Origin of the sequence: Paenibacillus sp. DMB20 (assembly GCF_000987955.1) — a bacterium.
GTDB lineage: Bacteria > Bacillota > Bacilli > Paenibacillales > Paenibacillaceae > Paenibacillus_AQ.
Map to the genome: position 1 here is coordinate 262,396 of NZ_LAZU01000037.1, position 15,346 is coordinate 277,741.

The 15,346-nt window shown below is 50.9% G+C and carries 6 protein-coding genes, 1 pseudogene and 1 riboswitch; of the genes and pseudogenes, 2 read left to right on the plus strand and 5 right to left on the minus strand.

The window, feature by feature from the left end:
* Positions 1 to 33 precede the first annotated feature (33 nt).
* Entirely contained in the window at positions 34 to 6,870 is a 6,837-nt protein-coding gene (locus XI25_RS21925) for a non-ribosomal peptide synthetase (RefSeq protein ID WP_235440064.1), read from the minus strand.
* A gap of 210 nt (positions 6,871 to 7,080) precedes the next feature.
* Positions 7,081 to 7,167, minus strand: a riboswitch (cyclic di-GMP riboswitch).
* Between the two features lie 353 nt (positions 7,168 to 7,520).
* The gene (gene adhE, locus XI25_RS21930; RefSeq protein ID WP_046680244.1) at positions 7,521 to 10,136 is read right to left on the minus strand and encodes a bifunctional acetaldehyde-CoA/alcohol dehydrogenase; all 2,616 of its coding nucleotides are present in this window, start codon (positions 10,134 to 10,136) and stop codon (positions 7,521 to 7,523) included.
* A 315-nt stretch (positions 10,137 to 10,451) separates the two neighbouring features.
* Between adhE and XI25_RS21935 the strand changes: the two genes are divergently transcribed.
* Both XI25_RS21935 and XI25_RS21940 read left to right on the plus strand, forming a co-directional pair.
* The gene (locus XI25_RS21935) at positions 10,452 to 11,171 is read left to right on the plus strand and encodes a Crp/Fnr family transcriptional regulator (RefSeq protein WP_046680245.1); all 720 of its coding nucleotides are present in this window, start codon (positions 10,452 to 10,454) and stop codon (positions 11,169 to 11,171) included.
* A gap of 211 nt (positions 11,172 to 11,382) precedes the next feature.
* Positions 11,383 to 11,541: a hypothetical protein gene (locus XI25_RS21940; RefSeq protein WP_046680246.1), complete on the plus strand. Its 159-nt coding sequence runs from the start codon at positions 11,383 to 11,385 to the stop codon at positions 11,539 to 11,541.
* 159 nt (positions 11,542 to 11,700) lie between these two features.
* Here XI25_RS21940 and XI25_RS21945 read toward each other — a convergent pair whose 3' ends face one another.
* The 3 genes and pseudogenes from XI25_RS21945 to nirB all read right to left on the minus strand — a co-directional run bounded on the left by XI25_RS21945 (position 11,701) and on the right by nirB (position 15,307).
* The gene (locus XI25_RS21945; protein WP_046680247.1) at positions 11,701 to 12,489 is read right to left on the minus strand and encodes a formate/nitrite transporter family protein; all 789 of its coding nucleotides are present in this window, start codon (positions 12,487 to 12,489) and stop codon (positions 11,701 to 11,703) included.
* 37 nt (positions 12,490 to 12,526) lie between these two features.
* A complete protein-coding gene (gene nirD / locus XI25_RS21950; protein ID WP_046680248.1) occupies positions 12,527 to 12,847 on the minus strand; it encodes a nitrite reductase small subunit NirD in 321 nt (106 codons plus the stop codon).
* 25 nt (positions 12,848 to 12,872) lie between these two features.
* Positions 12,873 to 15,307: pseudogene (gene nirB / locus XI25_RS21955) on the minus strand (nitrite reductase large subunit NirB).
* Positions 15,308 to 15,346: the final 39 nt, after the last annotated feature.

Here is a 15,346-nt window from a genome sequence, read left to right on the forward strand (position 1 = left end):
ATTATAATGTCGAATTTTAAATTTGTTCAAAAATTATAAATATCCGACTTCCTTGCAAAATTCAAACATTCTCTCTATTTTTACCCGGTCTAACTTGGGCCACTCGAAACCGAGTTTCGATAGGACAAAGTCGGTCTTCGATGAGTGAATGTCGAACATGGTCGACAGGGCAGTTTCTTCCATCCACCCGTAATGCAGCATGATGTTTTGAATGGCTTCTTTCAAAAAGTCATCTTCATAGTGCAGATAAAGATAGTCTACAAATTCCTCGAAAGGTACCAATCGAACCGGAAGATCCAGCGAATTGTCCTGCAAAACTTTCCCCACAACCGTATCGTGAGGATTCGCCAGGTGGAAAACCTCGTTTCTCAATGCCCGGCAATCCGCAAGCAATATCGCCGCCCTGCTGATATAATCCACAAATGAAAAATCGATGGCCTGATCGTCTATGGGTGCCGTACCCAGCTCCAGGAATGACTTTATCGTTGTATAGAAAGCATTGTCGGCAATGTTCTCCTGAAAGCGGCCCGTTTCCGAATGGAACACGATATTGCCCAGCCGATAAATATTCGTGGCGATTCCTTTTACTCGCGCGTCCATCACGAGCCGCTCCGCCTCGAACTTGGTCTTGGCATAATAGTTTTCGAACTGCTGTCCGACATCAAGATCATATTCGGTAAAGCAAACTTGCCCTTTCCCTTCAACAACCCCCGTCGCGACGCCGAGCGTGGACATGTGGTGCATATCCTTCTTTTTGCCTGATGCCGCAAAATCGAGAAGATAAGCCGTAGCGGTTACGTTCTGAAGTTCGAAATCCTCGTAACTGCCATAATGCTTGACGTTTGCAGCTGCGTGGAAGACGGCATCCGTCTTGTCGGCAAGCTCTTGATAGCAGGCATCCGACAAGCCGAGATTCTCCTGGGTCAGATCGCCGGCATAAACGAAAATTCGATTTTTATGCCGCTCAAACCAATCGGATCCAAAATAGAATTCACACTTCCCGCGGAGTCTTTCGTATGCCGAGCCGTCGGATCCAGCCCTAACGATGGCGTGCACGTTCCAATCCTTCAGCGTCATGGCTTCGGACAGTAAATGAGCGCCCAAATAACCCGTTGCTCCCGTCAACAACACTTCGCCGTAACCGTTGATCGCCTTGAAATCCGTCTCCTCGTAATCGCCCAAACGCTTCATGTACTCATCTTTTTCCGCTGAAAAATCGATATGCTCCGACAATTGCCGAGACTGCTTGACCTTCTCCAGCAGCGTTTTCAGGTGATTGGACCTCGGCCTGATGTGCGCCGCCAAGTCTCCGAGAGTCTGGTATGCGAAAATATCGTTCATCCGAATCTCGAACTGTTTCTGAAGCCTTGCTACGACTATGGTCGCCTTTAGGGAATGGCCTCCAACCTCAAAGAAATTGTCATGGACCCCAACCCGGTCGAGTTGAAGAACTTCTTGCCAGACTTCAGCGACGGCCAGCTCATTATCCGTGGACGGGGCAACGAACGATACGCTCCGGCTTTCAACCCTATCCGGTTCCGGCAGTGCCTTTCTGTCGATTTTTCCATTGGGCGTAAGAGGCATGTTCGCCAATTGCACGAAATAGGACGGAATCATATAGTCAGGCAATTCCCTTCCGATATGTTCCCGCAGCTCGCTGACCGTCAGTTCCCTTTCGGCCACGAAATAAGAACACAAATATTTGCCGCCCTTGTCGTCATCCTTGGCGATAACAATCGTTTCCGTCACGTTCGGATGGTTCAGGAGACAGTTTTCGACCTCTCCAAGCTCAATCCGAAAACCGCGAATTTTTACTTGATGGTCTAACCGGCCCAGAAACTCTATCGTTCCCTCGGGAGTCCACCTCGCCAAATCTCCCGTTTTATACATTCGTTCACCCGGGGCAAACGGATTCGGCAAGTAGCGTTCCCTCGTCATCTCCTCATTGTTGTAATACCCCCGACCGACATTATGCCCCGCAATGTGGAGTTCTCCGGCAACGCCGGCCGGCTGCGGGTGCAAAGAATCGTTCAAAATGTAAATTTGCGTATTGGCAATCGGTTTTCCGATCGGCGGCAGCTCAGGAATTATACCGTTCGGATCGATGGTATGGGCCGTGACGACATGAGTTTCCGACGGGCCGTAATGATTATGCAAAAAGACGCCGTAGCGCTGAAGATGAGTCCTGAACTTCTCCGGAACGATCAGCTGCTCGCCGGCTGTAATCACATGCTTCACCGAAGAAGGGAATCGGTCGGCGTACTCTTTTTCGTTCAAAATGAACTTGAGGAATGACACCGGCATGAATAAGATCTCGATGTTTCGTTCCTCGATAAAGGAAAGAAGATCCCCCACGCTCATCCGAAGTTCGTTCGTGATGAGATGCAGGGTTCCGCCGGAAGCAAGCGTCGACCATATCTCTTGCGAGCAAACATCGAAACTGATCGTCGTGAATTGAAGCACATTACCGCCGTAATCAACGTTTGTATGGTTATACACGTGATGGAGCAGGTTGACGATATTCCGATGCTCGATCATGACACCCTTCGGCTTACCCGTTGTCCCTGACGTGTAAATCACATAAAGAAGGTCTTCCGGTTTGTTCGCGTTTGGCAAATTCGAAGAGCGTTCGCTGTATGCCTCATCCCGGTCAATCAGCAGCGTTTCGCCGGAAAATGCAACTTTCCCGGATTGCTCGCCTTGGGTAAGAAGCAGTTTGGTATTGCTGTTTTCCAGCATATAAACGATACGTTCCTCCGGATATTCCGGGTCAATCGGGACATAGGCTCCGCCAGCTTTCAGAATGGCCAGCAGCCCGATAATCATCTCGAAAGAGCGCCCGGCCATGAGCCCGACCACCTGGTCCGAGGTTACGCCTTTGCTTCGGAGCGTATGAGCCAATCGGTTAGCCCGTTCGTTGAGCTCGCGATAGGTCATGGACCTCTCTCCGAACACGAGGGCATCCTTGTCCGGCGTCCGCTCGACCTGTTCTTCGAAGAGGCCATGGATCGTCATGTCCATCCGGTATGATGATTCCGTCTGGTTCAGTCGGTTAACGACATGGTCAAAATCGCTCTCGCTCATCATGGAAAGCTCGCTGATCGATTTGTCCGGGTTGCCGGTTGCATCGGAAAGCAGCCGAACGAAACGTTCCCCGAAAACTTCAATATCCGCCCTGTCAAATAATTCGGTGCAATATTGCAAGTGGATGCGAACGGCCGACTCTTCTTCCGTGATGTCAACCATCAAATCGTATTTCGATATCGGGTGGATATAAGGGAACAAATCCACTTTCGAGCCCTCGAGCTTCAACTCCAGTTTCCCCGTATTTTGCATGACGAACAGCGTGTCGAACAATAAATTGCGGCTCGGGTCGCGCGGGATATTGAGCGAGCGAACCAGTTCTTCCAAGTCATAATCCTGATACTCGAAGGTGTTGAACAAAACCGTTTTGACTTCTTGTAAAAACGAAGCGAACGTCTTGCTCTTCTCCGGATAGCAGCGCACCGGCATCGTGTTCACGAACATGCCGATGGAAGCCTGTATCTCTTCCCGCATTCTTCCTGCAAGCGGAACCCCCGTGATCATGTCTTCCTGGTTCGTGTACCGGAAAAGAAGGGCATGATAAGCGGCGAAGAGCACCATGTATGTCGTTGTTCCCGTGTTTGCCGCAAATCGCTTAAGCCTGCCCGTCAATAAGGCGTCAAGCTCTAAAGTCACGGTATCGCCATCATAACTTTGCTTCGGCGGTCGAACCTTCGATATCGGAAGCTGCAGGACCGGCAATTCTCCCGCAAGCGTTTGTTTCCAGTACTGTTCCGGCTCCCCAAAACGCATACGGCTGCCGGTTTCATTCTGCCAAACAGCGAAATCCGCAAATCCGACAGGCAGCTCCGGGAGTGCCTCGCCGTGATAAAGCTTCGATAATTCCTCAAAGAAAATATTTGCAGAGACTCCGTCCACAACGATATGGTGAAAATCAACCAAAAGCACGGTACGGCCGTCCGACTCGCACTCGACAAGATACGCCCGCATCAAAGGCGCCTTGGTTAAATCAAAGGGTTGGATCAGGGAGCCTATTTCTTCGTTGATACGACTTTCAGAAACCGCCCTTTTATGCAGTTGGAACGATACAGCGTCAGCGCTGCGGACACGCTGTACAACCTTGTCTTTATCCCAATGGAATGAAGTTCGAAACGCATCATGCCTGGCAATCATTTCCCGGAATGCCCGCTCAAGCCGTTCCGTATTCACATTTCCTTCGATCCGCATCGTGAAAGGCGCATTATAAGCGGTTCCCACCTGCTCCATCTGCTCAATAAAGTAGAGGCGGCGCTGTGCCGAGGATAGCGGGTATACGCCGTCTCGTTTGGCTTTTTGGATGGGAGGAAGGGTTGCTTGAACCGGGACCGCTTCATTTTCATCCTCTGAATTATTCTTCTTGCCTTGAAGAATCCACTCTGCCTGCTCGCGGACGGTTGGCCGTTCAAACAGGACCGGGACCGGAATCCGCACGCCAAAGCGGCGTTCCAATTTGACCTGAAGAACAGCGGCTTTCAGGGAATCTCCCCCCGTCATGAAAAACGATTCGCAAGCGCCGACCCGTTCTGTCCCAAGCACCTCCTGCCAGAATGCAGCGACAGCCTCTTCGGTTTCCCCTTCGGGGGCGACGTAATTCTCTTCCCGGCCCTGATGAACGGACGGTAACGGCAGAGCCCTGCGATCTATTTTCCCGTTAGAGGTTAAAGGCATTTCGTTCAATTGCACAAGCTTAGCCGGTACCATGTAATCCGGTAACCGTTCGGCTAAAAAAGCCGCAACATCGTCGTATGGAATCTCCCGATCCGCCACGAAGTATCCGCATAAATATTTCGATCCGGAAGCATCTTCCAAATCGATGACTATGGTATCGGAAACTCCTTCAATCTGCATTAATCGGTGTTCGATCTCTCCGATTTCGATTCGAAAGCCCCTGATTTTCACTTGGTGGTCGATTCGCCCCAAAAACTCGATGGTCCCTTGCTCCGTCCACCTCGCCAAATCGCCTGTCCGGTACATTCGTTCACCCCCGGCGAGCGGGCTGGCTGCAAATTTTTCACGGGTCAGCTCGGGCTGGTTTAAATACCCCCTTGCAAGTCCTGCGCCGGCCACGCATAGCTCGCCGGGTATGCCTATCGGCTGCGGATGCCCGTAAGCGTCAACGATGTAAATCCGGGAGTTGGCTATAGGGTACCCGATCGGGATGTTCTCCGACAGTTCCGTGACGGGATAGACTGTCGTTACCACCGTGTTTTCCGTCGGCCCGTAGCAATTGTACAATGTGTAATTTTGCTTCCGGTATGATTTGAGTTTATCCCCGCCTGTGAGCAAAATACGCAATGTCGGATTGTCCCAGGACATAAACTGCTCGCAGAACTGCGTCGGCAGGAACCCGATCGTGATGCCGTTTTCCTTAAAATGGCGTTGCAGTTGATTCGCGTCGAGCCGCAATGTATCCGGTATTACATGAATTTCCGCGCCAGCCATCAAGTACGGGAATATTTCCCATACGGAAGCGTCAAATCCGAAGCCCGCATATTTAATCGCTTTGTCCTTCTCGGTTACGCCAAATTCATGGATATGCCAGGTACACAGGTTAACGAGCGAACGATGCTCGACCATAACGCCTTTCGGCCTGCCCGTAGATCCGGAAGTATAAATGACATAAGCTAAATTATCGGACCCTGCATGGGAAAAGCCAAGAGAAGTTTCGTTACTCCATTCATGGGTTGCCGCAACGGAGGCATTGACGAATTCACCGGCATATTGAACCCGACGATCCAGTTCGACACCCGGTACGAGTAAGCACAGCCTCGAATCGCTGTCTTTAAGCATGTAAGAAATGCGCTCGGCCGGATAAGCCGGATCGATCGGCAAGTAAGCCGCTCCCGTCTTCAGGATCGCCAGCAGGCCAACAATCATTTCCAGTGAGGGTGGAGCGATGATACCGACAATTTGTTCCGGACCAGCGCCTTTTCGGATCAATTCGGCCGCCAGGAGGCTGGCTTTATCGTTCAGTTCCCGGTAACTTAGCGATTCATTTTGATATACGATAGCTGTACGGTCCGGTCTCTTCCGTGCTTGTTCTTCCACCAGTTCGTGAATCGTTCGTTCGGAATCAAACGTGGCGTCGGTTCGATTCCATTCTTCAAGCTGCTGCCGTTCTTCTTCGGAGAGAAGACAGATGGTTTCTACCGGCTGCTGCGGATCGACCAGCCACTCGTTCACGATATGGGTTAGGTGTTGCGCCATCCGACGGATAAATCCGGTCGAAAAGAGGCCGTCCTTATAGGTGAATTTCAAATGCCGCTCTTGATAAGCCGCCATAATATCGAATCTGTTTTGCAGATTTTCCTTCGTTACAGCATCTCCTTTGAGAAATGCGATATTGCATACGGGGGCCTCGCCTTCAAGATTGAGCAAACTTGAGAGTTCTTCTAAACGAATGGCTTCAAGCTCGTTTTGGGATGCCTCGTCGTTCATCTTCTGTACAACCGCATTCAGCGCGGTCTTCCCTTCGCACCGTACGATTAACGGGTATGTACTGTCGGAAGCGTTGATGATTGCGAGTGCGGCCTCTTCTGAACGCAAGTATCTGGCAATCAATATGCCCCAGGCAGAATACAGAAGAGCATGAACCTCAATGCCTCTGATCCTGCACGCTTCTTGAACCTTTCTCTCCAGGTTTTCGGGTAAAGGAAAGATGAACTCTTGATGAAGGGAGACTCCCCTTTTTTCGGCATTCCCTTTTAAAAAGGTGCTCTCGCTTAATTGGTTTACATATGACTTCCAATCTTTTACACTTGCCTTTTGATTTTTTACTAGTTGCATGTCCATCGATCCTTTTATGTTGTTGTACGTAGCTACATGCCATTATTCAAGTAGAAACGACTACGACATCCTTCTCATGGATAGTAGCGTTCCTGCGTCATATATAAGCCAAGTATAAATGAATCTTACACTTTTTGACATTAAAAAAAAGCAACCCTGCCTTTGCCGGAAGCAGAGTTACTTTTGTTCTCTTCAGTGAAATTCACTTCACTCGGCAACTGGCTGGCATAGCGAAAATTCACTTTAGCCCCTGTAGCTTTGCGTCACTGCCTTTCGGCAGATATGCCCGATTTTTAATTTCATAGAGCCATTGTCCTGGTTCTATTGCAATATGAATCAGTGACCGCACTACTAATTTATACCACAAAATGCGTATATAAGTACAGATATTTACCAAATCCATGAAAAAAGTTCGACATTATGTAACATTTTACCTCATTCCAATTACATTCGTTTTCATAATATAGTTCTTACGACCCTATTTTCGATTCGAAGCGGCGATTGATTTTCACTTCCTTTTGCGTCCGGACGAATTCGCATACAGGAAGAAATGAAAAGGAGCAGCCACCCCCAAAGGGGGACTGCTCGCTTTTTTCGAACGATTAGAACGAGTCCAATTGTTCGTACCTTTCAATGCTGCCCTGCGTATCTTAGCGGTCAAAACGTCCGTAGAAAGCGTTCCGGTATACCTCGGCAAGCTCCGTTACGAGCGGCAGTTTCGGATTCGCTGTTGTACATTGGTCTTCAAATGCGCGGTCCGCCAGGTAATCCACGCGGCTTTCAAAATCGGCAGGATCGATGCCGAGCTGCTGGAACGATTCTTCGATGCCGAGTTTTTTGTTAAGATCGCGGATCGCCTGAATGAGGCTGTTCACCCCTTCTTCGGTCGTACGGGCAGGCAGGCCGAGGATACGGGCGATCTCGGCATATCTTTCGTCAGCCACAAAGTGGGTGTATTTAGGCCAAGCCGCAAATTTCGTCGGTTTTTTCGCATTGTAGCGGATGACGTGCGGCATCAAGATGGCGTTCGTACGTCCGTGAGCGGTATGATACTGGCCGCCCCATTTGTGAGCCAAGCTGTGGTTGATGCCCAGGAAGGCATTCGCGAAGGCCATGCCGGCCAGAGTCGATGCATTATGCATTTTCTCGCGGGCAAGCTTGTCGCCGGTCAAAGCCGATTTTTCAAGGTACTGGAACACGAGTTGGATCGCTTTAATGGCCAGGCCGTCCGTGTAATCGTTAGCCATCACCGATACATAAGCTTCGATTGCGTGAGTCAGAACGTCCATGCCGGTATCCGCAACGGCGGTTTTAGGCAGGCTGTATACAAACTCCGGATCGATGATTGCCACGTCAGGCGTCAGCTCATAGTCCGCGAGCGGGTATTTCGTGTTGCCGAGCACTTTGTCGGTAATAACCGCGAACGAAGTCACTTCCGAACCGGTACCCGAAGTTGTAGGGATCGCCACGAATTTCGCTTTTTGGCCGAGTCTAGGATACTTGTAGATCCGTTTGCGGATATCCATGAACTTCTGCTTCAGATTGTTAAAGTCCGTGTCAGGATATTCGTAGAACAGCCACATCGCTTTGGCAGCGTCCATCGGCGAACCGCCGCCCAGGGCGATAATGCAGTCAGGCTGGAATCTCTTCATCATTTCCGTACCGCGGTCAACCGTAGCGGTCGACGGATCCGGCTCTACCTCGGAGAACACTTCAATCGCAACCGGCACCTGACGCTGGCGGAGGTAATGCTCCACTCTTTCCACGTAGCCCAGTTTAACCATCATAGGGTCCGTAATGATTGCCACGCGGGTAATGTCCGGCATTTTGGCAAGGTACTGGGTCGATCCTTTTTCAAAATAGATTTTGTTCGGCACTTTGAACCACTGCATATTCACGGTACGACGATTCACCCTTTTCACGTTGATCAGGTTGACGGCGGTGACGTTCGACGAAGTCGCGTTCCGGCCGTACGAACCGCAGCCCAGTGTCAGCGAAGGCAGGTTCGTATTGTAAATATCCCCGATTCCGCCTTGCGAAGACGGTTGGTTGACGAGAATGCGGCAAGTTTGCATCCGGTCCGAGAACTTCTGAATGATTTCTTCGTTGTTCGAGTGGATAACCGAAGAGTGGCCCATGCCTCCGAATGCCACGACTTCAGCCGCGCGCTCGATGCCTTGCTCTGCCGTTTTCACTTTGTAACAGGCCAGTACCGGGCTGAGTTTTTCGGCCGAGAGCGGATATTTCGGACCTACGCCTTCGATTTCGGCAACCAGGATTTTGGTTCCTTCCGGAACTTCAATGCCGCAGGCTTCCGCAATTTTCACGGCCGGCTGGCCGACGATAGCCGGGTTCACCGCGCATTTCTCGGCAACGATGGCTCCTGCCGTCAGTTTCGCGGCTTCTTCTTTATTCACGAAGTAGCAGCCGTTCGCAATCATTTTCTTTTTCACTTGCTCAAAGATGGCTTCTTCTATAATAACGGCCTGTTCGGATGCACAGATCATGCCGTTGTCAAACGTTTTGGAGAGAATGAGATCATTGACTGCCTGTTCCAGATCGGCTGTTCTTTCAATAAAGCAAGGAACGTTGCCGGGACCTACGCCCAAAGCGGGTTTGCCGCAGCTGTACGCCGCTTTTACCATGGCCGAACCGCCGGTTGCCAAAATGCAGGCAACGTCAGGATGGTTCATCAGGGCATTCGTTCTATCCATGGACGGATCTTCGATCCATTGAATGCAATTTTCCGGTGCGCCATGCTTCACAGCGGCTTCAAGCAAAATTTTTGCCGCTTCCCGGCTGCACGCTTGGGCGGATGGGTGGAAACCGAAGATGATCGGGTTCTTTGTCTTGATGGCAATCAGCGCTTTGAAAATCGTCGTGGACGTCGGGTTGGTTACCGGCGTAATCCCCATGATGATACCGACAGGCTCGGCGATTTTTTGGAAGCTGTCATAAGGATTGTCTTCGATGACGCCAACGGTTTTATTGTACTTGATGCTGTTGTGAATATATTCGGTAGCAAACATATTCTTGATGATCTTGTCTTCGTAAACGCCGCGGCCGGTTTCCTGAACAGCCATTTTAGCCAGATGCATGTGTTTGTCGAGCCCGGCCAGAGCCATAGCTCGGACGATTTCGTCGATTTGCTCCTGGTTCAACGGCACAAACTGTTCTCTCGCCTTGTTTGCTTTGTTGATCAAGCCTTGAATGTAATCCCCTGCGGTTTGCTGCTTGGTTTGAGCGGCTTCATTCTTAATGGCCATCTCCCTCATCCTCCTAAAGGTAAATGTTTGTTTCTCTCTACGACCTGATCATATCACAGGCACCGCTCAAAAGATAGTGAATTTTTTCACAATGTTATACTTTTTTCTGAAATTATTTCAGCTTCTTTTTCACCCCTTTCCGTTTCCCCTTGTCTGTGTTATGATGCACTGATAAAAATCATATAACGTGAAAATTATCACATTGTTTGAAATTTCGCCATTTTTGACCCGCTTTTCTCCCCCAAAAGTGAATGAATTCACGTTATAATTAATTTAAATTTAACAGAAAATATTAAGGAGTTAGGGGATGCAGACATGAAAACTTTGGATAATGTCATCGAAGCCCAAGGGAACACCAGCTGTTTTTCGGAACAAAACCTGAACCGTTTGCTTGTCACCATGAAAGATCGAGTTATCCCGGAGGGATCGCATCTGTTCTGGGAAGGTGACTTTTCCGACAAACTTTACTATATTAAACGCGGACGCATTAAACTGACCAAATCGACCGACGAGGGCAAGGAGCTCATTCTATATATGTATCAAGCCGGCGACATGGTCGGCCAGGCCGATCCGTTCTTTAGCACCAAGCACAGCTTCTCGGCAGAAGTGCTGGAGGAAAGCGAAGTGGGCGTCATCGAGCACAAAGACCTTGAAATTCTGATATGCCAGCACTGTGATTTTGCCATCGACTTCATGAAGTGGATGGGCATCCATCACCGGATCACGCAGACGAAATTCAGGGACCTGATGATGTACGGCAAGCCGGGAGCGCTCAGCTCGACGCTGATCCGCCTTGGCAATACGTATGGGGAAACGCATGCCGACGGTTCGATCCTGATCAACAAAAAAATCACCCACACCGATCTGTCGAACATGATTGGCGCCACTCGCGAAAGCGTCAACCGGATGCTGAGCGATCTCCGTAAAAAGGAAATCGTCGAGTATACAAGCGGAATGATTGTGATCAAGGATCTGGCCGCACTTCAAGAAATCTGCCACTGCGAGCTGTGCCCGCTTGAAATTTGCAGAATCTAGTGAAAGATCATAAAGACAGATGAATTAGACGAACGATGAGAATCGGGCGTCTTTTTTTGTATTTAAGCAAGCAAATATTTTTCCTTGCGAAAAGCGACCCAATCTTGCAAAAAGGACGACGAATGCGTTTCTGCTTGCTGCCGCGCATAAAACCGGTGCATCTGATCACAATATACTTGTCTATCCAAACCATTCAAAGGGAGTGTTCAGCATGCGTGAAGGTTTGATTCCTGCTGTTCTTGGAACTGTGGTCTCTGCTTCTGGTGCGGCTCTGCTGGGCAGCAAGTATAAACTTGCCGCGACCGGCGTCTTAGGCTTCGGACTCGCCCATATCGTGCTTGGTGCGATAGACCTTGTCCAGCAACGGTAAATGCTTTGGAGGACGGCAAGGAGCGACACGGCCCGTTTTACGCGGTTGTTCGGCGCTCCTTTTTTATGCACTTCCCCAAAAAAACGGGAAAATCCCCTTCGGCCGAACCGAAAGAAGATTTCCCCGCTTTATGTGTGATCATGCGAATTCCGTAGTCTCTTATGCCTGCTTCTTCCCTTTTACCGGCGACATAAACCAGTAAGCCATTCCCACGAATACGCCTCCGCCCAAAATGTTGCCCAGCGTTACCGGGATCATGTTGTGAAGCCAGCCGGCCACGGATACCGTTTCAGGATGCCCGGGAAGCATGGTGGCCAGGGACAACAGCGTCATATTGGCCACGCTGTGCTCATAGCCTGTCGCGATGAAGGCGAATAAACACCACCAGATCAGAACCAGTTTGGCGATTTCCTCCTTGGCCCGGCTGCTCATCCAGAGCGCCAAGCAGACAAGCCAGTTGCACAGAATCCCCCGGAAAAAGAGCTCCATGAACGGGGCATTCATTTTGTTTGCGGCCACCGTATACAAAAGATGCTCGGGCGGCAAGCCTTTGAACAAGCCGGAGCCCCATACCAACAGGCTGAGCAGCAAAGCCCCGCCCAAATTGCCCAGAAAGACGATCACCCAGTTTTTGAGCGTATCGCCAGCCGTTGTGCGTCCGGCTAGGGTACTCATGGTAAAAAACATATTATTGCCGGTGAACAGCTCGGAGCCCGCGAATACGACCAGCGTCAGGGCAATCCCGAAGGAAGCCCCCATCACCAGCGACTGGGACGGCGAGCCGGCCGCAGCAAACGGCGCTCCCAGCTTGAAGATCAGTACGATGCCTATTCCGACGTAAGCGCCGGCCAGCAAAGTTGAAATCACGTAACGGATCAGATTGGCGTTCATCTGCTCTTTCTTCTTCACTGCCGCCTCAACGATCGTTTCCACTCCCTGCGTGAACATAGCGGTCCCTCCTGTAAATTGACTGTTATCTATGCTCTTAAACCGCAATCTCCACGTCGTCTCCCTCTACACGAACGGGATAAGTGCGAACCTGTCCATGATCCGGGTCCTGCACCAGCCCGGTCTCCAGGTCGATTCTCCAATCATACAGCGGATCGTACAGGTAATGTCCGGATACGATCCCTTCCGCGAGCGGCCCCCCTTTAGGGTGCGGGCTTTTGTTTTCCAGCGCGAACAGCCGGCCGTCGGAGGTGCGGAAAACCGCAACCTCTTCTCCTTCGATCCAGACCACGCGTCCGATCCGCATCAAGAATTCGTCCACCTTGCCAACAGCTGTATATTTACCGTCCTTGATCATGTTCCCATCTCCTTGCTCGTTTTGTTTATTCTACGCCGGCAGGTCGCGCATCCTGATACAGGGCCTTGCGTTCCTTGTCGTCGCGGAGCACTCTTTTCCAAGGATCTTCAACCTGCCGGAGGGCAAGTTCAATACGTTCCACCAGGGCTTTTCGTTCAGTTTCGTTTTCAAGGATGACCTTCTTGATTTGCTCCAGGCCGATCCGTTCCACCCACTCCGATGTTCTCTCCAGGTATTGGCCGGTTTCGCGGTAATACTGGATCACCGCCGCGCAGATCTCCAGCAGCTCTTCATCATTTTTCACTTTGCAGAAGGAATCCGCAATGCGGGCTTTGATACCGCCGTTGCCCCCGATGAAAATTTCCCAGCCGCCGTCGTTGCCGACAATGCCGATGTCCTTCGTGCACGATTCGGCGCAGTTGCGCGGGCAGCCGTTGACGGCCATCTTGAATTTCGCCGGCATATCCAGTCGTTCGAATTTTTTCTCAAGTTGTGCGCCCATGCCCATCGAGTCTTGGGTACCAAAACGGCAGAACTGCGATCCCACGCAGGTTTTTACCGTCCGGAGCGATTTGGCGTAAGCATATCCCGAAGGCATATCCAGTTCCTCCCAAACCTTTGGAAGGTCTTCTTTTTTCACGCCGATCAGGTCCAATCGCTGACCGCCGGTTACCTTTACCACCTTCACATCGTATTTCAACGACACGTCGGCGATTTTCTTCAGATCTTCCGGCGTGGTTACGCCCCCGTACATCCGCGGCACGACCGTATAGGTCCCGTCCTTCTGGATGTTGGCATTCATGCGCTCGTTCACGAATCTCGAAGCTTTCTCGTCCTCATGGGTTTCCGGATAAATCATGCCGAGATAGTAGTTGATCGCCGGACGGCACTTCGAGCAGCCCTCCGGATTGCTCCAGCCCAAGACGTTCATGACTTCCCTAACGGTTTGAAGCCCTTTCTCCCGAATTTCGGCCACCACTTCGTCGCGGCTGAGTGTCGTACATCCGCAGATTCCCTGCTTGGCTGCCGTTTTAAAGCCGTCGCCAAGCACGTATTGCAGAATTTGCTCCACAACCGGCTTACAGCCGCCGCACGAACGAGTTGCGCCCGTGCACGCTTTGATCTCATCCACGGTCGTCAGACCGTCAACCGTAATCGCGTCAACGATCGTTTTCTTGGTTACTCCGTTGCAGCCGCATACGATTTCTTCGTCGGCCATGGCTTCAACCGACGCGCCTTTTTTGGCGCCTCCGCCGCAGCAGCCGGTTCCCATGATCGATCCGTATATTTCATCCGTCATTTCGGTCTCTTGCTTAATGAGCTTTTGCAGGTTGGCCGATTCTGTCACATCACCGAACAGCACGGCACCGACGATGACATTGTTTTTAAGCAATATTTTCTTGTAGGTTCTCTTCCAGTCGTCCTTCGCGGCAATGACGGTATGCTCCGGACCTTCGATGAATTCTCCGGCGGAGAACACGTCCACCCCGCTGATCTTGAGTTTGGTCGAAACGACCGAGCCTTCGTACGGCTTCGTCTCCACCCCGCACAGATGTTTGGCCAGAACCATCCCTTGTTCAAACAATGGCGCCACAAGACCGTAGCACACGCCCCGGTGTTCGTCGCACTCACCTACGGCATAAACATTTTCCATCGAGGTCTGCATATAATCGTTGACTACAATCCCGCGGTTTACCTCGATTCCGCTTGCTTTGGCAACAGTCACATTCGGTTTGATGCCGACGGCCATAACTACAAAGTCGGCCTCAAGCACCGTTCCGTCGCTGAAGCGAAGTCCCGTCACGCGTTCGTTCCCGAGCAGTTCCGTGGTTTGTTTGCCCATCGCGAATTTAATGCTCTGGCGCTCCAGTTCCGCCTGCAGCATCGCCGACGCATTATGGTCCAGCTGACGCTCCATGATGTCGTCCATCAGATGAACGACCGTTACATCCATCCCCAGATTGACCAGACCCTTGGCAGTCTCAGCCCCAAAAGCCCGCCGCCGATCACTGCGGCTTTCTTGTACGTTTTGGAAGCTTCAATCATTTGGCTGCAGTCGGCAATATCCCGAAAACCGACCACGCCTTCCTTATCGGCCCCGGGTACCGGCAGGATAAACGGGTTCGAACCCGTTGCGATAATAATCCGGTCATAAGGAACGGCCATGCCGTTTTCAGCAATTACCATTTTGCGTTCACTGTCAATTTTCGTGACGGTTGTTCCCGTATGAAGGGTGATTCCGTTTTCCTTGTACCAGTCCCAGTCGTTTAAAACTATATCGTCTACGGTTTTACTGCCCTCAAGAACGTATGACAGCATGATACGGTTATAATTCGGGTGAGGCTCGCTGCCGAATACCGTAATATCATAGGCTCCGCCCAATTTAATGATCTGCTCCACCGTGCTGATTCCCGCCATGCCATTGCCAATAACGACCAATTTTTGTTTGCTGCTTGTCATGTTCGGTTCCTCCTTGAGGGCACCCCTATCCGCTTCCTC